Below are 22,115 nucleotides of genomic sequence, written 5' to 3'. Positions count from 1 at the left end.
CGATGACGGTGCATATGCCACGCCTCCGGCGCGGCGGGTCATGGGGCTGGAACTCCCGGCCTTCCCTCGTCGCTCCGGTCGCTTCGCTCCCTCCGCTCCTCAGTCCAGGCCGGGAGGCCCCATGACCGAGAGTTTCCCCGTTCGCAGGCCGTCCGGCTGCCCCTTCGATCCGGCGCAGGAGTACGCCGCGTTCCGCCGTACCGAGGAGCCCACGAAGGTGTCCACGCCGGCCGGTGTCGACGCGTACGTGATCAGCCGGTACGACGACGTGCGCACCCTGCTCCGGGACGGCCGGCTGAGTTCACGGCTGGCGCCGTCCGATCACGTCGTACCGGATGCGGATCTGGACCGGGAGGTGGAGTCCGGGTCGATCCTGCAGGTGGACGGGGCGGCGCACAAACGGCTGCGGAGGATGCTGGCGACCGAGTTCGCGGTCAAGCGGATGGAGGCGATGCGGCCGCGGATCGCGGACATGATCGAGTCGCGGATCGACGCGATGCTGGCGGCCGGCGGACCGGTCGATCTGGTGCAGGAGTTCGCGTTGCCGATCCCGTCGCTGGTGATCTGCGAGCTGCTGGGCGTCCCGTACGAGGACCGCGACGAGTTCCAGGAGCGCAGCGCCCTGCTCGTCCGGGTCGACGGGTGGACCGACGAGATCGGGCGGGCCAGTGACGAGCTGAACCAGTACATCGTCGGGCTGGTGCTGGCGAAGCAGGCGCATCGCGAGGACGACCTGCTGTCCCGGCTGATCACTCGCGGCGAGGAGCTCGGTACGCCGCTGAGCCTGGAGGAGCTGGTGACGGTCGGGGTCACGCTGCTGATCGCCGGCCACGAGACGACCGCGAACATGATCGCGCTCAGCACGCTAGCGCTGCTAGCGAATCCGGCGCAGCTCGATGCGCTGCGGGCCGATCCCTCGCTCGCACCGGCCGCGGTCGAGGAGTTGCTGCGGTACCTGTCCGTGGTGCACTTCGGACTCTTCCGGTACGTCACCGACGACCTGCCCGTCGGTCCGATGACCATCGACGCGGGCGGCTACCTGATCGCGGCGCTGTCCTCGGCCAACCGCGACGAGAGCGTGTTCGAGGACCCGGACCGGCTGGATCTGGAGCGGAACGCCGCGGCGCATGTCGCATTCGGGTTCGGGCCGCACCAGTGCATCGGCCAGCAGCTCGCACGGGTCGAACTGCAGGAGGTGTTCACGCGGCTGTTCGCCCGCATTCCGACGCTGCGACTCGCCGTACCGATCGACGAGATCGACTACCGAGAGAACACACTCGTGTACGGAGTGACAGCGTTGCCAGTCACCTGGGACCAGCCGCTACCTACTGCGATCTGAAGGGTTCTTAACCGAACCCCGGTCGGAACCTGATCTCAGGGCCGCTACAGTCGAGCCGGTGAGTGAGTACTCAGAAAGTCAGCGAAAGCCTCGTGTGGCCGTCGTCTTCGGCGGCCGGTCGAGCGAGCACGCCATCTCGTGCGTGACCGCCGCGAACGTCCTGCAGGTCATCGACCGGGACAAGTACGACGTGGTCCCGGTCGGCATCAGTACCAGCGGGCACTGGGTGCTCGAGAGCGGTGATCCCGAGCGGCTGTCGATCACCGACGGCAAGCTCCCCGAGGTCGATGTGACCGCGATGCCGGTGCTGTTCGGCGCGAACCGCGAACTCGTGGTCAGCGAACCCGACCAGGTGCCGAGCACGCTCGGCGAGGTCGACGTGGTCTTCCCGCTGCTGCACGGCCCGTGGGGCGAGGACGGCACCATCCAGGGCCTGCTCGAGATGTCCGACATCCGGTACGTCGGTTCCGGCGTCCTCGCGAGCGCCGTCGGCATGGACAAGCACTACATGAAGGTCGTCTTCCAGGCCGCCGGGCTCGAGGTCACGCCGTACGTCGTGATCCGCGACCGGGACTGGATGCGGGACGCCGACGCGTGCCGCGCTGCGGTGGACGCGCTCGGGTACCCGGTGTTCGTGAAGCCGGCCCGCGGCGGGTCGAGCCTCGGGATCAGCAAGGTGAACAGCCTGGACGAGCTCGACGAGGCGGTCGCGTTCGCGCGGGCGCACGACCCGAAGGTGATCGTCGAGGCGTCGGCGAAGAGCCCGCGGGAGATCGAGGTCGGGGTCCTCGGCAGCCCGAACGGCGGCAACCCGCAGGTCAGCGTCTGCGGCGAGATCGCGGTCTCGGGCGGCGGGCACGACTTCTACGACTTCGAGACCAAGTACCTGCCGGAGGGCGAGGAGTACACGGCGCTCTCGGTGCCGGCCGACCTGCCTGCGGAGATCGCCGACGAGGTCCGCGCGAAGGCGCTGATCGCCTTCGACGCGATCGAGGCCGAAGGGCTGGCGCGGGTCGACTTCTTCCTGGACGCCGACAACCGCGTGGTCATCAACGAGATCAACACGATGCCTGGGTTCACGCCGACCAGCATGTTCCCGCGGCTGTGGGCGGCCTCCGGCAAGGACTACGCGGCCCTCGTCGAGCATCTCCTGCAACTGGCCATGACCCGCCCGACCGGTCTCCGCTGACCCACCGGATGCCCGTCGTCAGCACGCAGTACGGCCCCGTCCGGGGAACCGACGCCGACGTGCTGTCCTTCAAGGGCATTCCGTACGCCGCGCCGCCGGTCGGCCCGAACCGCTTCCAGCCGCCGCGACCGCCGGAGCCGTGGACGTCGCCCCGTGACGCGGGTGGTTACGGGGCGACCGCGCCGCAGACCCGCACCGAGGGCGTCATGGGTGAACTGATCCCGCGGACGATCATCCCGGGCGACGACTACCTGAACCTCAACGTGTGGACGCCGGGGCTGACCGGGCGGGCGCCGGTCATGGTGTTCATCCACGGCGGCTCGTTCACGAGCGGGTCCGGCGCGCTGTCCGTGTACGACGGCACGCGGTTCGCCCGCGACGGCGTCGTACTGGTGACGATCAACTACCGGCTGGGCGCCGACGGGTTCCTGTGGTTCGGTGACGGTACGCCGAACCTCGGGCTGCTCGACCAGATCGCGGCGCTGACGTGGGTCCGCGACAACATCGACGGTTTCGGCGGCGACCCGGGCAACGTGACGATCTTCGGCGAGTCGGCCGGTGCGATGAGCGTCTGCACCTTGCTCGCGATGCCCGCTGCCGAGGGCCTGTTCCATCGGGCGATCGCCGAGTCGGGCGCCGGCCACAACACGATCGGGCCGTCGTCCGCGCGCCAGGTCGGCGCTCGCTTGGCCGCGGCACTCGGTACGGCGCCGACGCGTGAGGCGATCGCTCGGGTGCCTGTCCCGCAGTTGCTTGCTGCGCAGGACAATCTCAGTCAGCAGGTGGCGGCGAAGCCGCGCGCCAAGGTATGGGGTGACGTTGCCCGCACGCTGCTGCTGTTCAGTCCCGTCGTCGACGGTGAACTTCTGCCCGCCGCGCCGCTCGACCGCATCCGGTCCGGCGCTGCGGCTGATGTGGACCTTCTCATCGGTACGAACAGCGAGGAAGCGCGGCTCTTCCTCGTGCCGACCGGCGTCGGCGCCAGGATGAACACGCCGTTCCTGTACGCCGCTGCCGCGCTTCGCTTCGGCTTGCCCGTGAACGGCGTACGTCGCTACCGCGCCAACCGCCCTGGTGCCGCGGCGGGTGATGTGCTGGCGGCCGTTATGACGGACTCGTACTACCGCGTCCCCGCGATCCGCCTCGCCGAGGCCCACCGCGGCGCGTACGTCTACGAGTTCGGCTGGCGATCGCCGGCCTGCGACGGCGCCCTCGGCGCGTGCCATGGACTTGAGCTCGCATTCGTCTTCGACAACCTGGACGACCCATCGAGCGCACCGATGCTCGGCCCCGCGCCACCCCAACACCTAGCGGACCTCGTCCACCGCGCATGGATCGACTTCGCCACCACAGGCGACCCCGGCTGGCCGCCCTACACCTCCGCACAACGCATCAGCCGCCACTTCAACACAGCCTCCGGCACCACCACCAACGACCGCCCCGAAGAACGCCTCACCTGGCACACCCGCCGCTAACCCACGCATCCGGCGCCCAGTGCACAGGAACCGGTCCGAGGGCACGGGAAATAACCTGTTCAAACCCCCCGGCTCGCAGGCACCCCCCCGGAACGTGACGCGGCGCGGGGGTGGTGGGCGGGGGCAGGTGTTGAGGAGGGTCAGGTGTTGGGGAGGCTGGTCGCGCGGGCGTGTAGGTAGCGTTGTTGGGGGACGCTGGTTGTGCGGCTTGCTGCTTCCTCGTACGCCGCTCGGGCGCCCGCAGCGTCGCCGGACATCTCCAGGAGATGTGCTCGGACTGCCGACAGGCGGTGGTCCTTGGCGATTCGGTCGTCGTGCTCGATCGACCCCAGCAACACGAGCCCCTCGTCCGGACCTCGCGCCATTGCGATCGCGACCACGTGGTTGAGGGCAACCATCGGGTTGTCGGTGAGCTGCAGCAGCACCTCGTACAACGCGACGATCTGTCGCCAGTCCGTCTCCTCGGCCGTCGGCGACTCGTCGTGCACCGCCGCGATCGCCGCCTGCAGCTGGTACGGCCCGACCGGCCCCCGCGGCAGTGTCTTCGTGATCAGCTCGACGCCCTCCCGGATCAACTCCGGGATCCACACCGACCGGTCCTGCTCCGCCATCGGCACCAGCTCGCCGAGAGGCCCTGTCCGCGCCGGCCGTCGCGCATCCGTCAGCAACAGCAACGCCAGCAACCCAGCCACTTCGGCGTCATTCGGCAGCAGCCTGTGCAGCATCCGCGCCAACCGGATCCCTTCGGCCGCCAGTTCGACGCGTTGCAGGCTCGGCCCCGTCGTACTCGCGTAACCCTCGTTGAAGATCAGGTACACAACCTTCAGCACCGCACCCAGCCGCTCGTCGCGATCGGCCGGCATCGTGAACCGCGCGCCGCTGTCCTGCACACTCGCCTTCGCCCGGGTGATCCGCCGCGTCATGGTTGCCTCCGGCACCAGGAACGCCCGCGCGATCTCCGCCGTCGTCAGACCACCGACCGCCCGCAATGTCAGCGCGATCTGCGACGCCGGCGACAACGACGGATGGCAGCACAGGAACAACAGCACCAAGGTGTCGTCGGCGTCCCCGACAGGCTCACCTGGCAGCGCCCACGCCGCGACCCGGTCCTCCCGCCGCTGACGGGCCTGCTCCCGCCGGAGCAGATCCGTCAGCCGACGGGAAGCGACCGTGATCAACCAGCCGCGCGGACTGTCCGGCACCCCGTCCACCGGCCACTGCTGCGCCGCCGCCAGCAGCGCCTCCTGCACCGCGTCCTCAGCCGTGTCGAAATGCCCGTACCGCCGGACCAGCGCCCCAAGAACCTGCGGCGCCAGCCCCCGCAACAGCTCCTCGAGCGGCGCGGTCATGAGTCACAGCCCCACGACCACGCCGGCAGCCCACCCAGAAGCGCGGTCATCGTCGATCACTCCACCAGCTCGTCGCGACCCTCGACGAGCGGGCGGATGTCCGCGTACGCCGTCGCGCGGACGAACTCGGGCGCCGGCGTGTCGCCGAGCCGCGCCGCGATCTCCGTGGCCCGGTCGAACGACTCGCACTCGACGATCCAGTACCCCGCGAGCACCTCCTGCGTCTCGGCGTACGGCCCGTCGGTCACCACCGACTGCCCGTCCTTCGACCCCAGCCGCCGGGTCAGCACCGGCGCCGCCAGCCCGCGCGTCTCGACCAGCTCACCCGACTCGATCAGCTCGTTGTTGAACTTCTCCATGAACGCCCCCATCGCCGCGAAGTCCTCCGGCTGCCAGGCGGGCTTCCCCGTGTCCTTCCCCGCCATCCCGTCGTAGTCCTGCTGCGACGCGTAAGTCAGGATCATGTACTTCATCAGCTTCTCCCGTCCTCCGAGCACCCGCCACAGGGCGCTTCCACCCGAGACGTCGCCTCCACACTCCCCAACCGGACACCGCCGGCAGAAGAATTTCGATCTCGCCAAGGAGTATGCAGTCGTCAGGTGCAGGGTGTGACGAGTTTGTCGAATCTGTGGACAGCGTCGGAGATGTCGGTGAGGGCGTTGGCTTGGGGCGCGTACTTGGCGGGGACGGCCACCTCGAAGTAGAGGGAGCGGCCGATGGTGGTGAAGATGAAGCCGTTCTCGACCTGTTTGGCGAACCAGCCGACGCCGTTGACCTCGAAGCACTGGGACTGGGCCTCGGCCATGCCGGCCGGGGGCGTGACGCCGCAGGTCATCTCGATCGGCGGGTCGCCGTACGCCGCGGTCAGCGGGCTCTTCGGGGAGGCCTCGCGGCGCTCGGCGTCGAGGACCTTGGCTGGGAGTGCCTTGACCAGCTCGGCGCAGGCGGCGGCGACCTCGGGCGCGGGGGAGGGCACAGGCACAGGCGTCGGCCCCGGGCTGCACCCGGCTATCAGCAGCAGCCCGAACAGCCCAAGCAGACCGCGTAGGCCGGGTAGGCCGGGCTGGCTGCGGGCGCGGCGTACGGTCCGGGGGCCGGATCGGGCCGGGCCGGCGGAGTGGAGGTCGGGCATGCTGAGAAGTGGCGGGTTCCCGTGGCGGAGGTCAGATGTGGACGACGGGGCAGGTCAGCGTGCGGGTGATGCCGGGAACGTTCTGGACCCGGGCAACCACCAGTTTGCCCAGTTCGTCGACGTTGCGGGCTTCCGCGCGGACGATCACGTCGTACGGACCGGTGACGTCCTCGGCCAGGGTGACGCCCTGGACCTCGGCGATCTGTGCCGCGACGTCGGCCGCACGGCCGACCTCGGTCTGGATCAGGATGTAGGCCTGGACCACCACGTCGTTCTCCACTCAGTCGTCCTCAGCTGGCTCCGGTCACCCACAGGCGTACTGCGGGAGCCCCGGGCGTACTCTTCGTTGCCCGGTCACGGTACCGCCTAGACTCCGCCTAGCGATATGGGAGGTCTGCTGACGTGACAGAGACGTTGGGGAGCACGGGTGAGTTCGGCCTGATCGCGGCCGTCACCAAAGGGCTGTCCACAAGTGAGGACGTCCTGGTCGGTCCCGGTGACGACGCTGCCGTGATGGCGGTGCCGGACGGCCGCATGGTGATCACGACGGACCTGCTGGTCGAGGGCCGGCACTTCCGCCGGGACTGGTCGTCGGCGTACGACGTGGGCCGCAAGGCCGCCGCACAGAACCTGGCCGACGTGGTGGCGATGGGCGCCCGCCCGACCGCACTCGTGGTCGGTTTCGGCGGCCCCGCCGACCTGCCGACCGCCTGGGCGCTGGAGCTGAACCAGGGCCTGGTCGACGAGTGCGAGCTGGTCGAGGCGAGCATCATCGGCGGCGACACGGTCCAGTCCGACAAGATCGTCGTCTCCGTGACGGCCTTCGGGTCGCTGGACGGGCGCCCGCCGGTGCTGCGCTCGGGTGCGCGCCCTGGTGACGAGGTGGCGTTCGTCGGCCGGCTCGGCTGGGCCGAGGCGGGCTGGGCGGTGCTCGCTCGCGGGTTCCGCTCGCCGCGGGCCGTCGTCGAGGCGCACCGGCGCCCGCAACCGCCGTACGCCGAAGGTCCGCGGGCCGCGCTCGCCGGGGCCTCCTCGCTGTGTGACGTGAGCGACGGCCTGCTGTCCGATCTCGGTCATATCGCGGCGGCGAGCCAGGTGATCATCGACGTGCACACGAAGGCGCTGACCGTGCCCGAGCCGCTGCAGGCGGTGGCTGCGGCGACCGGTGTGGACGCGCTGAAGTTCGTGCTGACCGGCGGCGAGGACCACGCCCTGGTCGGTACCTTCGAGCCGGCCGACGTCCCCGAGGGCTGGACCGTGATCGGCTCGGTTGCTGAGGGCAACGAGGAGCGACCGGCCGGGACGGTGACCGTCGACGGCGCGCCGTATGCTGCGGACACCGGACACGCCCATTTCAGGAGTTGAGATGCCGCCCCCCAGAGTGCTGACGATCGCCGGTTCCGACTCCGGCGGCGGAGCCGGGATCCAGGCGGATCTGAAGTCGATGCTCGCGAACGGCGTGCACGGCATGAGCGTGCTGACCGCGATCACCGCGCAGAACAGTATCGGCGTCCAGGGCGCCTGGGAGCTGCCGGAGGAGCAGGTCCGCGCCCAGTTCCGCAGCGTGGTGGACGACATCGGGGTCGACGCGGTGAAGACCGGCATGCTGGCGTCCGAGTCGATGGTCCGCGTCGTCGCGTCGCTGCTGCGGACCCTGCCGCCTGGCGTGCCGGTCGTGGTCGATCCGGTATCGGTGTCCAAGCACGGCGACGCACTGCTCGCAGCCGACGCGATGGAGGCTGTACGCACGGAGATCGTCCCGCTGGCCACCGTCCTCACTCCGAACCTCACTGAGCTCGGTCCGGTCTCCGGAGTCGACCTGGAGACGGTGGAGGACCGGGAGCTCGCTGCGAAGGCTCTGCTGGAGGCAGGTGCGTCCTGGGTGCTGGTGAAGGGCGGCCACGACGTCGGTACGGCGTCCGTCGACGTACTGCACGGCCCAGGGGTACGGCGCTCGTACAGCGCGCTCCGGGCCGACAACAGGCACACCCACGGCACGGGATGCACGTTGGCCAGCACCATCGCGTCGTACCTTGCTCGTGGGTACGACGTACCGGGTGCAGTCGGTGCTGCGAAGGAGTACGTGACCGGCGCGATCGCGGCCGGGTTCGCGCTCGGCGACGGCATCGGTCCGGTTGATCATGCGTGGAGATTTCGAGGGAGTGGCAGTTGAGCAAGCAGCAGCCCCCGGTCGACGGGTACTGCGAGCAGTGCGGTTTCAACTACGACACCGGGACCTTGCAGGGCACCGTGACACTGCTCGTCCGGCAGTCGGCGGACTGCAGCATGGCCCTGACGAAGGCCGCCGCCGGTCCGGACTCGAACGTGGTGCGCCTGCGACCGGAGCCGGACGTGTGGTCGGCGATCGAGTACGCGTGCCACGTGCGCGACGTACTCGAGGTGCAGCGGTTCCGGATCGCGCAGTGCCTGGCTGAGGACCGGCCGGTGTACGCGCCGATGGACCGGACCGGGCGGGTGAAGCAGGAGAAGTACGAGAACCAGGACCCGATGGAGGTCGCGGCCGCGCTGGTGCGGTTCGCACGGGAGTTCGGGGCGGCGGCGCGGGTGCTGCAGCCGCAGGAGCTGGGGAAGCTGGGGTTGTACAACTATCCGGTCCGGGCGCCGCGCACGCTGGGCTGGATCATCCGGCACACCGCCCACGAGATCCAGCACCACCGGCACGACATCCTCGAGATCCTGGCGAAGGTGGAACCCCCGATCGTCCCCAAGCCCCGCGTCGAAGAGACTGAGGAAGCCGAAGAGGCTGCAGAAGGTGTAGAGGCTGCAGAAGCAGAGGCTGACTAGCGCTGGGCGACCCAGGCAGCGATGGCCTGCTCGGTGGTGAGGTGGTCGAGTGCCAGCGCGGCCGCGCCTCGGAGCGGCCCGTCCGGCTGGTGCGTGGCCGGCAGCACCGGTGGGGGAGCACTGCGGTGGAACGTCATCAGACCGCCCTCGTACGCCTCCGCAAAGGTCTCTTCCGCAGCTGCCCGCAGGGGGATCGCCAAACCCCCGATCGTCACCACATCCGGGTCATGCGCGTTCACAAGACCTGCGATGCCGTAGCCCAGTGAAGCGACCACCCTGGTCACTGCAGCGCGCGCAGCCCGGTCACTGCGCCGAAGAACCTCTTCCGTGTAGGCAACCGGGTCATCCGGAGTCGGTTGCTTGAGATAGCGCGCCAGAGCGCGTCCGTCGATCTCCAGGTCCCAGCAGCCACGTGCACCGCACGGACAGGTACGGGACCGGTCACCGAAGGGCATGTGGCCGTACTCGCCACCTGCTCCCGAAGCGCCCTGCGCCGGCACCCCGTCGATCAGCAGCGTCCCACCGATACCCACCTCGACGATGAGGTGTACCGCCGTACCAGCTCCAGCAGCCGCACCAGTACGCGCCTCTGCCACCCCACTCAGCGTCGCGTCGTTGCCAGCGAGCAGCGGTACGCCGGTGTCGCCGGTGACCTGTGCAAGGTCCAGCTCAACCCACTCGAGCGTCGGTGCCTGCATCAGGTGGTTGTCACGGACAGTGCCCGGTACGGCGAGGCTGACCATCTGGAGCCGAGCGCCGTACCGCTGCTGCGCCTGCTCCACCTCACGCCGCAGGTTGTTCAGCACGGCCTGTGCGCGCCGACTCCGGTGCCGCTTGTACTGCGGCTCCTGCAGCGACCCGTCGAGCGCTACGACCGCACTCCGCCAACTGCTCTGCCGCAGGTCGAGTACGAGCACCACAGGTCCTTGCGGATGCGGCTGCAGCACCGTGGTCGGCCGACCACGGCCCTGACTCGGAGCGGGTACCTCAGTCAGCAGCTGTACGTCGCGTAGCCGAGCGGTCACCTCGGTCGCCGAACCCGTGCTCAGCCGCAGCGCCCGGGCGACCGCCGCTCGCGTGATCCCGGGCTGACGGGTGAGTTGGGTCAGCACGTCCGCAGCCGTCTGCCACTGTCCACGGCGTACTGGAGTCATCGCTGCCCTTCCCGTTATGCTCGGAGGACGAGTTTAATAGGAGGGATCATGCAGATCCGGGACATCCGCGCGGTCCTGTTCGACATGGACGGCACTCTGGTCGATTCCGACGCGATCGTCGACCGGAGCTGGAGCCGCTGGGCGACCGAGTACGGCCTGTCACCGGCCGAGGTGCTCGCCGTCGCGCACGGGAACCCTGCGGTGGCGACCATCGCGCAGATGCTGCCCGACGCGACGCCGGCCGAGCGTGCCGCGGCGTGGGCGCGGGCGCTCGATATCGAGGTCAACGACGTCGACGGTGTGGTCGCGAAGCCGGGTGCGCTGGATCTGCTCGGCACGCTCGAGCGGATCGGTCTGCCGTGGGCGGTCTACACCAGTGCGCCGGCCGAGCTCGCGAAGGTGCGGTTGATGGCGGCGGGGATCGCGCCGTCGGTCCTCGTGACGGTGGACGACGTCAGCCGTGGGAAGCCGGACCCGGAGGGGTATCTGAGGGCGGCGGAGCTTCTCGGCGTACCCGTGACGCAGTGCCTGGTGGTCGAGGACACGGTCGTCGGATTGTCGGCCGGGCAGGCGTCTGGCGCGCTCACGGCCGGTCTGAAGGGCATTTCGGCGGACATCGAGCTGGCTGACCTGCACCGGCTCGACGCGCTGTTCAAAGGTCTGGAATGACCGCGGGCGCACAGGCTCCGCCGCGGAGCGGTGCCCGCGGCGACGAGATACGCATCGGCATCGCGCTGTCGGCGATGGGGTTCGTGCTGGCCGGGCTCGGCGCGTGTGTGGCGATCCTGGCGCGGGATCTGGACGAGCCGACCAGTCGGCTGGCCTTGCTGTCCTCGGGGTTCGCGGCCGGGCTGCTGCTCGTAGCCGTGGTCGGTCCGCGGATGCTCAAGTTGTGGCCGATGCCGACGGTGCTTGGAGTCGGGTCCGTCGTCTGCGCGGTGGGCGCGGTCCTCATCGCGGTCGCCCCGGCGTACGCGGTTGCTATCGCCGGTGGGCTGCTGGTCGGCCTCGGCGGCGCGCTCCTCGTCCTGGTCGCTCCGCTGATGCTGAACGGGCCGACGGCCGCCGCCCGCCTGAGCCGAGTGAACGCGGTCGCCAGCGGGACCGGAATCCTAGCGCCGCTAGCAATCGGCACGCTGGACGGTCTAGGCCCCGGCGGCCGCTACGCCATGCTCGCCGCAGCACCACCGCTCCTCTTCCTAGCGGTGCTAACCCGACGCTCCCGCCCAGCCCAGCCGGCGCACCCGCGCGAGCAGGTCAGCGTGCCGGTGTTGATTGATTCGGCTCCGGCTGTCGGGTTGGGGCGGAAGTGGCGGCGCGTGGGGCGGCGGGTTGTCATGGATGTCGGCGCGGGGTGGTTGCGGGTCGTGCTCGCGGTGTCGGTCGAGTTCTGCTTCGTGGTGTGGGCCGTGGCGCGGCTGGTGGCCAGCGGGTTGCCGACTGCAGTTGCCGCGTTGCTCGGTAGTACGTTCCCGATCGGTATGGCTATCGGCCGCGCGATCGGACCGATCCGCTACCGCGGCTGGTCGCCGGTCTTCCCGTCAGGTGCACTCGCCGCGTGCGGCACGTTGCTGGTGAGCCTGTTCGATTCGCCGGCCCTGGTCGCGCTCGGCCTGGTCGTCGCCGGTCTCGGAGTCGCCCCGCTGTACCCGGTGACCCTGGCAGCCCTCGTAGCGACCCCTGGCCTCAGCTCGGCCCGCCTTTCCGCGATCGGTGCGATGGCCTCGGGTACGGCGATCCTGGTCGCGCCGGCGCTCCTCGCCGTACTCGCACGCCTCGTCGACCTGCGCACGGCGTACCTCGTGACGCTGCCGCTGATCGCCGTACTCTTTCTGCTGAGCCGTCGATCTGACCGGGCCGCGTTCGTGTAGGGGGTGAACGAGCCCGAAAACGACGAACGAGGTGACGTGATGAAGCTTCTGCTGGACGGCCTGGCCTTTCCCGAGTCCGCGCGCCGGCACGACGGCCGGTTGTGGTTCGCCCACTGGATCGAGCAGCAGATCGTTGCTGTCGACGCCGACGGTACGACGGAGTCCTTCGAGGCGCCGGTCGAACGCCTGATGGGGTGGTCCATCGACTGGCTGCCCGACGGCCGGATGCTGACCACAGGCGACAAGCTGCGCCGGTACGAGCCCGACGGCACGATCACCGTCCTCGCCGAGCAGGGCGCGAACGAGATCGTGGTGGATGCTCAAGGCAACATCTATCTGAACGGCGCGGACTTCGACTTCGCCGGCGGCGAGGCGCCGAAACCCGGCTGGATCAAGCTGGTCACGCCCGACGGCCAGGTGCGGCAGGTCGCCGACGACATCCAGTTCCCGAACGGGATGGTGCTGACACCGGACGGCCGGACGCTGGTGATCGCGGAGTCGTTCGCCGGGCGGCTGACCGCGTTCGACGTCGCGCCGGACGGCGGGTTGTCGAACCGCCGCGTGTACGCCGAGAACCTCGGCCCGGACGGCATCTGCCTCGACGCCGAGGGAGCGATCTGGTGCCAGACCAGCGGCGAGGGCGTGGTCCGCGTCGCGGCGGGCGGCGAGATCCTCGAGCGTATCGACCTCCCCGAGAACCGGGCGCCGTTCGCGCTCGGCCTGGTCGACTTCGACGGCCCGACGCTGTGCATCCTGACCGCGGAATGGCGGATGAACGACAGCATCGCCGACAACCTCGGCCGCCTCACCAACGGCCCGCGGACCGGTCAGATCCACACGATTCCGGTCGCCGTACCGCCGGTCGCTCGCTAGCATCACGGACATGGAGTGCTTCGCAGCCGGGCGTACCCGGCGCTGATCCCGGCCCGGCGCCTGGCATCTCGACACCGGTCGTCGGCAGGCCACGGTCGAGCTCCTGGCGGTCGCGCGCGAGCACCGCCGCTCCAACATCGCCACTGCGCTCTGTGAGCACGCGTTCGCGGCGATGCGAACCGAGGGCGCGCAGTACGTCGAGATCGGCACCGGAGGCGACGACTTCCACGCGCCGGCGCGGGCGTTCTACGAATCAATCGGATGTATGAAATTGCCGGTGGCCGTGTACTTCCGCGAGCTGTAGTCGAAGTTCACGGGCCGGAGCATGATGAAGGGATCAGGGCTGGGGGCTTCATCGTGGTGAGGGGGAGGTATTGCCATGACCGACAACGGGCGGCCGTCGCTGGAAGAGTTGGACGAGTTGCCGGACGACATGTCGCAGGAGGAGCAGGCAAAGTTGCTGGTCGAACCGAGCTTCGACCATGACCTGGAGAACGAGGCGGAGGAGCTGGAGGCCGAGTTCGGGCCCGCCGATGACGGTGAGTACGGCCGGCCGTCGGCCGACCGCGAACCGACGTACTCCGGCGGGGCCGGATCATGAGCGGCCTCGAGGACATGATCCACACCGCCGAGCTCGACCTCGGACTCGGCGAGCCGAACAAGATCCAGAAGTGGTACCGCGAACGCAACGGCTCGGCGTTCAACGGCAACTTCGCGTGGTGCGACGCGTCGATCACGTTCTGGGCCTGGACCTCGGGCAACCAGGGTGCGGTGACGTTCGGCGGCGACTTCGCGCTGACCACGGCACACGCGAAGGCGTTCAAGAGGAAGAACCAGTGGCACGTGGACGTCGCGGGGATCCGGCGCGGTGACATCGTCTTCTTCGACTGGGACGGCACCGACCTCAAGGCGAGGATCGACCACGTCGGCCTCGTCACCGGGGTCAGCGGCTCGAAGGTCTACACGATCGAAGGCAACTACAGCAACAAGTGCGGCCGGCACACCCGGATGGCCGGCACGATCGCCGGCTACGGGCGGCCGTCGTACGTCCACTCGTCCGGGCCGCGGGCCGGGTTCGTGACGTTCCCCGGCAAGTCGTTCTTCGTGACGGGGCGCAAGAGCCCGATCATCGCGGCGATGCACGACCGGCTCGTCGCGGTCGGCTGCAACAAGTACGAAACCCAGACGAACAAGGACGTCTGGGGCACCGGCGACCTCAAGTCCTACTCGGCCTGGCAGAAGAAACTCGGCTTCCAGGGATCGGTGGCCCAACCAGACTCCGACGCCGACGGCATCCCCGGCCCGGAAACCTGGGACAAACTCAAAGTCCCCCGCACCTGACAGGCGGGTCTAGGGCTTGGCGTGTTTGCCGAGCATGTGGACCAGGGTGTCGGGCGGGATGACCTTGACGTGTGGGGCGAGGCCGTCGACGACGGACAGGACGTTGTCGACGGACTTGCTCCAGGCGTGCCAGACGACGACGGAGTAGCCGGCGGTGGAGTGCGGATTGCGGGTTGCCGCGTTCAGTTCGGCGGTGACCGAGGCTTCGTCGGCGCCGTCGAGGCCCTCCCAGAGCATGGTGCGGGCCGAGATGACGGGCTTGCCCTCGGACCACACGACCTTGCCCTTCAGGCCGTCGTACCGCGAGTACTCGAGGTAGATCAGGCCGTCGATCTCGGGACGTTTGAGGTACGACGACCACAGCCGGGTGTTCTCGAACGCGTCGAAGTCGATGATCTGCGCGACGGACAGATCCGCCCGGCCCATGGCACGGGCGAGGGACGCGGTGTGCTTGTCGAGGGCTGCGGCGGGGTAGCGGCTCGGGTACATGTAGCCGCCGCCGGACGGGCCTACCACCCAGCGGTCCTTCCGCGACTGGTCGTAGAACCAGCGCATGACGGACGGCGCGAGATCGATCAGCGACGGGGAGATGCCCCAGCCGAGGTCGACCTCACCCCGGCGCGGACTCCCGAACCACCGCGGATCGGTGGGGAAGTCGCCGAGAGCCCACTGGATGTTGTCGCCATCGGTGATCAGGAACGTCACGTAATGCGCGTCGGGGTCCGGAGTCGGAGCCTGTGCCGGGACATGCTGCCTCAGGCGGTCCTCACGGATGCCTGAGAGCACCGACAGGTTGCGGGCGTGGTCGGCGGGCAGGGCTTTGACGCCGGTGGCCGAGTTCACGCCGATGAAGGCGTCCTCGCCCGCCGAGGCGTCGCCCCAGCCGATGACTGTGCCGTCGTCGTCCAGCGCGTCGACCACCTCGGCGCGGAACTCCGAGTTGCCGTCGAAGAAGGCGAGCGACCCCGTCATCGTGACGTAGTCCCGGAGCCGCTCCGGGATGTCGGCGCGCTGCTCGACCGCGACGTCGTGCCGCAGCCGGGGCCAGTACGTCTCGAACACCCAGCGGTCGTCCTTGTCCCGCACATCCAGGACCTTGCGCAACCCGTTCCGGATCGCGAGTGGCTCCAGGCTTTCCTCGATCGCCACGGCACCCGTCACGCCGGCGAGCGTGGTCGCGACGTTGACCGACGGCGTGCCCGCCCGGAAGAGAACATATCCGGGAACGCCGGACCGCTTGACGGTGTTCCACAGGTCTCCGGGACGCACCCGGACGCCGTACTGCGACACCAGGCCGTCGAGCCAGTGCTGGTAGCCGAGCGTCGGCAGGTTCAGGTACAGCGACTCACCGCCGCGCCGCGCCATCAGGCCCTGCAGAGTCGTCGCGAGCGTCCGCTCGGGCAGGCTCAGCGAGTCCTCCGCGAACACGTTCAGCACCCGCGGCCGCTGACCTTTGGGGTACGCCGACGGAGCGGGTGCGGCGCCGAATGCGAGGGACGGCGAGACGGTCGCGGCGAGCCCCAGACCGGCGGTGAGGCCAAGCGCACTGCGGCGGGAGAGCGTACGGCGGCTGCGATCGGACATGTGGAGCCTCCAGTGAGCGGCTGGTGGACTGTCCTACGTTGTCATCTGCCCGGTGACGATGTCACAGCCTTCACGCCATCACAAGACCTCAGGCAGGCCATGACGCCGAAACAGCTCAACCAGCGCCGGTACGCCGGACGACAGGTCGTACACCTCGGCACGCAGCCCGACGCTCGAGGCGGCCTCCACGTTGTCCACGTTGTCGTCGATGAACAGCACCGACGAAGCAGGCAGATCCAGTTCGCCGAGGATCGCCCGGAAGTACGCCGGATCCGGCTTGGCCAGCCCGAGGTCGCACGAGTAGAACGTCCGGTCGAACCAGGCGCCGTACCCGCGCTCGTCCTGCATGACCGCCCGCCGGTACCCCTGCTGGTTGGTCGCCAGATGGCACCCGATGCCGGCCGCGCGCAGCGACTGGATGAGCCTGATCACCTCGGGCTCCGCGACGAACCAGGTCCACGGCTCGAGCGCCTCGTCGATGGAGGCCGGCGAGTTCCAGCGCCGCAGTACGTCGGCCAGCGCGTCCCGGAAATCGACTTTCCCGACCAACGCCGGCTTCTCGGCCTCCATCAGGTCCGCGACGAACGCGTCGCCGCCGGACGGCACGAGCGACGTCAGCTGCGACCACCAGTCGCGGTCGGGTCGCTGGACGACGCCATCGGCGTCAAAGAGGACTGCGCTGGGGCTCATGAAACCCAATCTTGTCATCGGAGGCTTGACCGGTTCAGTCGGTATGCGCTTACCTAATGGCTACGTAAACATATCTGGACACCTTCCGGCGAAATCCAACAGAAAGCGCCAGGTGAGGCTATGACCCTGAGCAGAAGGCACTTCCTCGCTGCCGGCTCCGCTCTAGCCGCCGCGGGACTCACCGGCTGCGGTTCCCGCAGCTCGCTGGGCGGCTCGAACGAGCTCAGCATGTGGACCTGGGTCGGGTCCGTCAACGACGACCTGATCGGCCAGGCGGAGAAGGCGATCCCGGGGTACGACGGCATGAAGCTGGCGATGACCCGGATCGGCTCCAACTACAAGACCAAGGTACTGACCGCCCTGGCCGGCAAGTCCCTCGTCCCGGACATCGTCGCGATCAACGACGACGTCGCGACGTACTTCCCGAACGCCGACCAGTTCCACGACCTCAACGAGCTCGGCGCGAAGGAGCTCGAGAAGGACTTCCTGCCCTGGAAGTGGAAGTGGGGCGTCACGCCGGCGGGCAAGATGATGGCCTACCCGATGGACACCGGGCCGACGGCCCTGTTCTACCGGACCGACATCTTCCAGAAGGCCGGTGTCGACATCGATCCGGCCGCCGTCGCGGGGCTCGCCCCGGACTGGGACACCTACATCGCGCTCGGCAAGAAGCTCAAACAGGCCGTACCTGGCTCAGCGATCACCGACAACATCACCGGTATCTACTCCTACCGGATGGCGCAGCAGTCCAAGCGCTACATGACGCCGGACGGGCAGTACCTCGGCGATCAGGACCACGTCCGGCAGGCCTTCGATCTCGCCGTCCGGGTGGTCAAGGAAGGTCTCTCGGCGAACGCGCAGAACTCGACCGACAAGAACGCGGTCGTCACCAACGGCAAGCTCGTCGCGTACATCGGGGCCGTCTGGTGGGCCCAGCTCGGGCCGAAGAACGCGGCGCCGAAGACGAAGGGACTCTGGCGGGTCACGCCGGCTCCTGGTGGTGCCGGCAACAGGGGCGGGTCCTTCCTGGCGATCACGAAGTACTGCAAGAACCCGAAGGCTGCGTTCGCGTTCATCAGCTGGCTGGAGTCGGCGAAGAACCAGGCCCAGGCGTTCCTGGACCCGGTCCTGTTCCCGTCCACGCCGGCCAGCTACACCGACTCGCGGCTGAGTGCGCCCGACCCGTTCTTCGGCGGTCAGAAGATCGTCGACGTGTTCGCGGAATCCGCCAAGAAGTACCCGGGCGCCTACTTCTCGCCGTACGACAGCATCATCGACACGCCGATCAGCTCCGAACTCGTGAACGTCGAGGCCTCCGGCAAGGACCCGGATCAGGCCTGGGCCGACGCCCAGCGCCAGATCGAGCGCGAACTCACCCGAGCGGGGGCGATCTGACATGGCTGTCACCAGCAAGACTGCCCCGGCCGCGATCACCAGGCCGTCCAGCACCGCGGAGAAGCCGCCGAACAAGTACAAGCAGGCCTTCCCGCAGTACGCCGCCGTGTCGCCGTTCTTCATCCTGTTCGCGATCTTCGGCGCGTTCCCGGTGCTGTTCTCGATCTGGATCTCGTTCCACTCCTGGGACGGCATCGGGCAGATGAAGTGGGTCGGCCTGGAGCAGTACCACTACCTGCTCAGCGACGCCACGTTCTGGAAGACGATCGGCAACACGCTGCTCATCTGGGTGCTCTCGACGGTCCCGATGCTGCTGCTGGCGTTGGTGATCGCCAACGCCCTGCACAACGCGACCCGGCTGCGTACCTTCTACCGGATCGCGTACTTCATCCCGAACGTCACCTCGGTGGTCGCGATCACCCTGGTGTTCGGCTCGATCTTCAGCAACAACTTCGGCCTGCTGAACGCGTTCCTGCGCTCGATCGGAGTCGGCGAGGTTCAATGGCTGACCTCGCCGTGGGGGATCAAGATCGCGATCGCGACCATCGTCACCTGGCGCTGGGTCGGCTACAACGCGATCATCTACCTGGCCGGTCTGCAGGCGATCTCCGCCGACGTGTACGAGGCCGCCAAGGTCGACGGCGCCAGCCCGCGGCAGACGTTCTGGCGGATCACCGTCCCGATGATGCGGCCGGTCATCCTGTTCACCGCGGTCACCTCGACCATCGGCGGGCTGCAGATCTTCACCGAGTCCCGGGTGCTGTTCGGCGACACCTCGAGCATCGGCGGCCCCGGCGACGCCGGCCTGACGATCGTCTCGTACCTGTACCAGAGCGCGTTCATCAAGAACCAGTTCGGGTACGGCGCCGCGGTCGGCTGGGCCCTGTTCGTCCTGATCGTGCTGTTCAGCATCATCAACTGGCGGCTGATCGGCGGAAACGACGACGAACGGCTGACCCGACGCGCCGCTCGGCGAGTGGAACGCAGGATCGCAGCCCAGAATGCCAAGAGGGAGGCCGCAGATGTCCGTTGAGCGCATTCGCACCGCCGTCGGTCACATCGTGCTGATGTTCGGCGTGCTGGTCTCGCTGTTCCCGTTCTACTGGATGGTGGTGATGGCCTCCAACACCACCCCGGACATCTTCAGCTACCCGCCGAAGCTCCTGATCGGCTCGCACCTGTTCGAGAACATGGGCAAGGTGCTCGACAACATCGACTTCTTCGGGTCGATGCTGCTCACGCTGATCGCGTCCCTCGGCGTCACGGTCCTGGTGCTGTTCTTCGACTCGCTGGCCGCGTTCGCGTTCGCGAAGTACGAGTTCCCCGGCCGGAACGTGCTGTTCGGGCTGCTGCTCGCGACGTTCATGATCCCGGCCCAGCTGTCGCTGGTGCCGCAGTTCGTGACGCTCGCCGAGTTCGGCTGGATCGGGTCGCTGAAGGCCCTCATCATCCCGGGCGCGGCGAACGCGTTCGGGATCTTCTGGATGCGCCAGTACGCCAAGGGCGCCATCCCCGACGAACTCATCTCGGCCGCCAAGGTCGACGGCGCCGGATTCTTCCGGCAGTACCTCACCGTCGGCCTGCCGGTGCTCCGGCCCGGTCTGGCCTTCCTCGGCATCTTCACCTTCATCAACGTCTGGAACGACTACCTCTGGCCGTTGATCGTGATGACCGACCCGAACCGCCTCACCCTCCAGGTCGCTCTCGACCAGCTGAACGGCGTCTACGGCACCGACTACTCCATGGTGATGGCCGGTGCGCTGATGAGCGTCATCCCGCTGATCGGCGTCTTCCTGATCGGCGCCCGTTCCTTCATCGCCGACCTGGCGGCGGGCGCCATGAAGTTCTGACCCAACCGACAAACCAGACACGGGATCTCTTTTGACTGACCACAAGCTCCGCTGGGGCATCATCGGCACCGGCAACATCGCTTCCCGGTTCGCCAGCCAGGTGCCGACGTCGAAGACCAACGAGGTCGTCGCCGTCGGCAGCCGGTCCCTCGAATCGGCGAACGCCTTCGCCGACAAGTGGGACATCGCCAACCGGCACGGTTCGTACGACGACCTGCTCGCCGACGGAACCGTCGACGCCGTCTACATCGCCACGCCGCACCCGATGCACGTCGAGTGGGCGATCAAGGCGGCCGAGGCCGGCAAGCACGTGCTGTGCGAGAAGCCGCTCGCGATCAACCGCGCGTGGGCCGAGGCGATGATCGAGGCCGCCGTACGCAATGACGTCTTCCTGATGGAGGCGTACATGTACCGGTGCCTGCCGCAGACCAAGCTGATCGCCCAACTGGTCCGCGACGGCGAGATCGGCACCGTCCACCAGATCCAGGCCACGTTCGCGTTCGCCGCCGGGTACCGGCCGGAGAGCCGGATCTTCGCCGACGACCTGGCCGGCGGCGGCATCCTCGACGTCGGCGGTTACCCGGTGTCGATGGCCCGTCTGATCGCCGGCGCGGCGATCGGGCAGCCGTACGCCGACCCGGCCGCCGTCAGCGCGGTCGGCCACGTGGGCGAGACCGGCGCCGACGAGTGGACGGTGGCGACGCTGTTCTTCGACGGCGGCGTGACCGCCCAGGTCAGCACCGGCGTACGGCTCGCCGACCAGAACCAGGTCCGGATCTTCGGCAGCGAGGGCTACCTCGTCGTCGAGGACCCGTGGTTCGGCGGCGACGGCAAACCGACCCACGTCACCCTGCACCGGGTGGGGGAGGAGCCGCGGGACATCTCCGCGGAGCCGGCGCTGATCTACACGGCCGAGGCCGAGGCCGTGCAGGCGGCGGTCCAGTCCGGGGCCAAGCAGGCGCCGGAGATGACCTGGGCCGACACTCTCGGGAACCTCACGGTCCAGGACCAGTGGCGGGCCGCGATCGGGCAGCAGTACGCGAGCGAGCGGGACGACGCGATCATCCCGACCGCGACCGGACGGCCGCTCACCCGCCGCGACGACGCCCCGATGACGTACGGCAAGGTGCCGGGCGTCGACCGGCAGGTCTCGCGGCTCGTCATGGGCGTCGACAACCAGCAGACGCTGCCGCACGCAGCGGTCGTCTTCGACGACTTCGTCGAGCGCGGCGGTACGACGTTCGACACGGCGTACATCTACGGCGGCGGACGCGGCGAGAAGCTGCTCGGGCAGTGGATGAAGTCGCGCGGCAACCGGGACGACGTCGTGGTGATCGGCAAGGGCGCGCACACGCCGTACTGCGATCCCGAGTCGATCACCCGGCAGCTGCACGAGAGCCTCGAACGACTGCAGACCGACCACGTCGACCTGTACTTCATGCACCGCGACAACGAGGACATCCCGGTCTCGGAGTTCGTCGACGTCCTCGACGAGCACTTCAAGGCCGGCCGGATCAAGGCGTTCGGCGGCTCCAACTGGTCCACCGCGCGCTTCGACGAGGCCAACGCGTACGCCGAGGCGAACAGCAAGCAGCCGTTCACGCTGCTCAGCAACCACCTCAGCCTCGCGCGGGCGTACGACGTACCGTGGGCGGGCTGCCGGCACGTGGCCGACGACGAGTCGCAGAAGTGGCTGCGCGAGCGGCAGATCGCGCTGTTCCCGTGGTCGAGCCAGGCGCGCGGGTTCTTCACCGGACGCGCCAAGCCGGAGGACACCTCGGACCAGGAGCTCGTGCGCTGTTTCTACTCCGACGAGAACTTCCGTAGGCTCGACCGTGCACGGGAGCTGGCGGCCGCCAAGGGAGTCGAGCCGACCGCGATCGCGCTGGCCTGGTTGCTGCACCAGCCGTACCTGGTGTTCCCGCTGATCGGGCCGCGGCACGTCAGCGAAACACGGACCTCGACACCGGGTCTGTCGGTGACGCTGACGGACGAGGAAGTGGCCTACCTCACTGCCTGACTGTGTGCCTTACAGCCGAATTGGTGGGGCGCTGACACACATGTAGCA

The 22,115-nt window shown here is 68.7% G+C and carries 22 protein-coding genes and 1 pseudogene; 16 read left to right on the top strand and 7 right to left on the bottom strand.

The genetic code is table 11. From position 1 onward, the window contains the following. The first annotated feature begins 121 nt into the window (after nt 1-121). Genes OHB24_RS40930 through OHB24_RS40920 form a run of 3 tightly spaced genes read left to right on the top strand, consistent with a single transcriptional unit; the run spans nt 122 to nt 4,003 of the window. The gene (locus OHB24_RS40930) at nt 122-1,339 is read left to right on the top strand and encodes a cytochrome P450 (protein ID WP_327636348.1); all 1,218 of its coding nucleotides are present in this window, start codon (nt 122-124) and stop codon (nt 1,337-1,339) included. A 58-nt stretch (nt 1,340-1,397) separates the two neighbouring features. Then, nucleotides 1,398-2,528 (top strand): D-alanine--D-alanine ligase family protein, encoded by a 1,131-nt coding sequence (locus OHB24_RS40925; protein WP_327636347.1) that lies wholly within the window; start codon nt 1,398-1,400, stop codon nt 2,526-2,528. 8 nt (nt 2,529-2,536) lie between these two features. After that, on the top strand, nt 2,537-4,003 hold the full coding sequence (locus OHB24_RS40920; RefSeq protein WP_327636346.1) for a carboxylesterase/lipase family protein: 1,467 nt from the start codon (nt 2,537-2,539) through the stop codon (nt 4,001-4,003). A gap of 140 nt (nt 4,004-4,143) precedes the next feature. Here OHB24_RS40920 and OHB24_RS40915 read toward each other — a convergent pair whose 3' ends face one another. From OHB24_RS40915 to OHB24_RS40900, 4 genes are all read right to left on the bottom strand, one after another. Then, complete coding sequence (locus OHB24_RS40915) at nt 4,144-5,352, bottom strand: RNA polymerase sigma factor (protein WP_327636345.1); 1,209 nt, start codon at nt 5,350-5,352, stop codon at nt 4,144-4,146. Between the two features lie 56 nt (nt 5,353-5,408). Further along, entirely contained in the window at nt 5,409-5,825 is a 417-nt protein-coding gene (locus OHB24_RS40910; RefSeq protein ID WP_327636344.1) for a YciI family protein, read from the bottom strand. Nucleotides 5,826-5,947: 122 nt separating this feature from the next. Then, on the bottom strand, nt 5,948-6,484 hold the full coding sequence (locus OHB24_RS40905; protein ID WP_327636343.1) for a DUF3515 domain-containing protein: 537 nt from the start codon (nt 6,482-6,484) through the stop codon (nt 5,948-5,950). Nucleotides 6,485-6,515: 31 nt separating this feature from the next. After that, nucleotides 6,516-6,752 carry an Lrp/AsnC family transcriptional regulator gene (locus OHB24_RS40900; protein WP_170990044.1) on the bottom strand — a complete coding sequence of 79 codons (237 nt, stop codon included), beginning with the start codon at nt 6,750-6,752 and terminating at the stop codon, nt 6,516-6,518. A 134-nt stretch (nt 6,753-6,886) separates the two neighbouring features. Between OHB24_RS40900 and OHB24_RS40895 the strand changes: the two genes are divergently transcribed. Genes OHB24_RS40895 through OHB24_RS40885 form a run of 3 tightly spaced genes read left to right on the top strand, consistent with a single transcriptional unit; the run spans nt 6,887 to nt 9,289 of the window. Next, on the top strand, nt 6,887-7,849 hold the full coding sequence (locus OHB24_RS40895) for a thiamine-phosphate kinase (RefSeq protein ID WP_327636342.1): 963 nt from the start codon (nt 6,887-6,889) through the stop codon (nt 7,847-7,849). A 1-nt stretch (nt 7,850) separates the two neighbouring features. Beyond that, a complete protein-coding gene (gene thiD, locus OHB24_RS40890) occupies nt 7,851-8,657 on the top strand; it encodes a bifunctional hydroxymethylpyrimidine kinase/phosphomethylpyrimidine kinase (RefSeq protein ID WP_327636341.1) in 807 nt (268 codons plus the stop codon). Continuing rightward, nucleotides 8,654-9,289 carry a DinB family protein gene (locus OHB24_RS40885; protein WP_327636340.1) on the top strand — a complete coding sequence of 212 codons (636 nt, stop codon included), beginning with the start codon at nt 8,654-8,656 and terminating at the stop codon, nt 9,287-9,289. Before thiD ends, OHB24_RS40885 begins: the two co-directional genes overlap by 4 nt. On the opposite strand, the gene OHB24_RS40880 is transcribed toward OHB24_RS40885, so the two are convergent. Next, the gene (locus tag OHB24_RS40880; protein WP_327636339.1) at nt 9,286-10,443 is read right to left on the bottom strand and encodes an ROK family transcriptional regulator; all 1,158 of its coding nucleotides are present in this window, start codon (nt 10,441-10,443) and stop codon (nt 9,286-9,288) included. The genes OHB24_RS40885 and OHB24_RS40880 overlap by 4 nt on opposite strands. Before the next feature lie 48 nt (nt 10,444-10,491). Between OHB24_RS40880 and OHB24_RS40875 the strand changes: the two genes are divergently transcribed. The 6 genes and pseudogenes from OHB24_RS40875 to OHB24_RS40850 all read left to right on the top strand — a co-directional run bounded on the left by OHB24_RS40875 (nt 10,492) and on the right by OHB24_RS40850 (nt 14,528). Continuing rightward, the gene (locus OHB24_RS40875; protein WP_327636338.1) at nt 10,492-11,112 is read left to right on the top strand and encodes an HAD-IA family hydrolase; all 621 of its coding nucleotides are present in this window, start codon (nt 10,492-10,494) and stop codon (nt 11,110-11,112) included. Continuing rightward, on the top strand, nt 11,109-12,314 hold the full coding sequence (locus OHB24_RS40870) for an MFS transporter (protein ID WP_327636337.1): 1,206 nt from the start codon (nt 11,109-11,111) through the stop codon (nt 12,312-12,314). Before OHB24_RS40875 ends, OHB24_RS40870 begins: the two co-directional genes overlap by 4 nt. A gap of 39 nt (nt 12,315-12,353) precedes the next feature. After that, complete coding sequence (locus OHB24_RS40865; protein ID WP_327636336.1) at nt 12,354-13,187, top strand: SMP-30/gluconolactonase/LRE family protein; 834 nt, start codon at nt 12,354-12,356, stop codon at nt 13,185-13,187. An 88-nt stretch (nt 13,188-13,275) separates the two neighbouring features. Beyond that, a pseudogene (locus OHB24_RS40860) lies at nt 13,276-13,491 on the top strand (GNAT family N-acetyltransferase); the annotation flags it as partial. A 75-nt stretch (nt 13,492-13,566) separates the two neighbouring features. Next, on the top strand, nt 13,567-13,788 hold the full coding sequence (locus OHB24_RS40855) for a hypothetical protein (RefSeq protein WP_327636335.1): 222 nt from the start codon (nt 13,567-13,569) through the stop codon (nt 13,786-13,788). Next, entirely contained in the window at nt 13,785-14,528 is a 744-nt protein-coding gene (locus OHB24_RS40850) for a peptidoglycan-binding protein (RefSeq protein WP_327636334.1), read from the top strand. The genes OHB24_RS40855 and OHB24_RS40850 overlap by 4 nt, the downstream gene beginning before the upstream one ends. A 9-nt stretch (nt 14,529-14,537) precedes the next feature. Here the strand turns inward: OHB24_RS40850 and OHB24_RS40845 are convergent, their stop codons facing one another. Both OHB24_RS40845 and OHB24_RS40840 read right to left on the bottom strand, forming a co-directional pair. Beyond that, on the bottom strand, nt 14,538-16,112 hold the full coding sequence (locus OHB24_RS40845; RefSeq protein WP_327636333.1) for a GxGYxYP domain-containing protein: 1,575 nt from the start codon (nt 16,110-16,112) through the stop codon (nt 14,538-14,540). A 78-nt stretch (nt 16,113-16,190) separates the two neighbouring features. Continuing rightward, nucleotides 16,191-16,802 carry an HAD-IA family hydrolase gene (locus tag OHB24_RS40840; RefSeq protein WP_327636332.1) on the bottom strand — a complete coding sequence of 204 codons (612 nt, stop codon included), beginning with the start codon at nt 16,800-16,802 and terminating at the stop codon, nt 16,191-16,193. 120 nt (nt 16,803-16,922) lie between these two features. On the opposite strand from OHB24_RS40840, the gene OHB24_RS40835 reads away from it, so the two are divergent. Genes OHB24_RS40835 through OHB24_RS40820 form a run of 4 tightly spaced genes read left to right on the top strand, consistent with a single transcriptional unit; the run spans nt 16,923 to nt 22,067 of the window. Next, on the top strand, nt 16,923-18,197 hold the full coding sequence (locus tag OHB24_RS40835) for an ABC transporter substrate-binding protein (RefSeq protein ID WP_327636331.1): 1,275 nt from the start codon (nt 16,923-16,925) through the stop codon (nt 18,195-18,197). A gap of 1 nt (nt 18,198) precedes the next feature. Next, the gene (locus OHB24_RS40830; RefSeq protein WP_327636330.1) at nt 18,199-19,230 is read left to right on the top strand and encodes a carbohydrate ABC transporter permease; all 1,032 of its coding nucleotides are present in this window, start codon (nt 18,199-18,201) and stop codon (nt 19,228-19,230) included. After that, a complete protein-coding gene (locus OHB24_RS40825; protein ID WP_327636329.1) occupies nt 19,220-20,047 on the top strand; it encodes a carbohydrate ABC transporter permease in 828 nt (275 codons plus the stop codon). The genes OHB24_RS40830 and OHB24_RS40825 overlap by 11 nt, the downstream gene beginning before the upstream one ends. A gap of 31 nt (nt 20,048-20,078) precedes the next feature. Beyond that, nucleotides 20,079-22,067 (top strand): aldo/keto reductase, encoded by a 1,989-nt coding sequence (locus OHB24_RS40820; RefSeq protein ID WP_327636328.1) that lies wholly within the window; start codon nt 20,079-20,081, stop codon nt 22,065-22,067. Nucleotides 22,068-22,115: the final 48 nt, after the last annotated feature.

Source organism: Kribbella sp. NBC_00482 (genome assembly GCF_036013725.1).
Classification (GTDB): Bacteria; Actinomycetota; Actinomycetes; order Propionibacteriales; family Kribbellaceae; genus Kribbella.
This window is presented reverse-complemented; position numbering and strand designations above follow the sequence as displayed.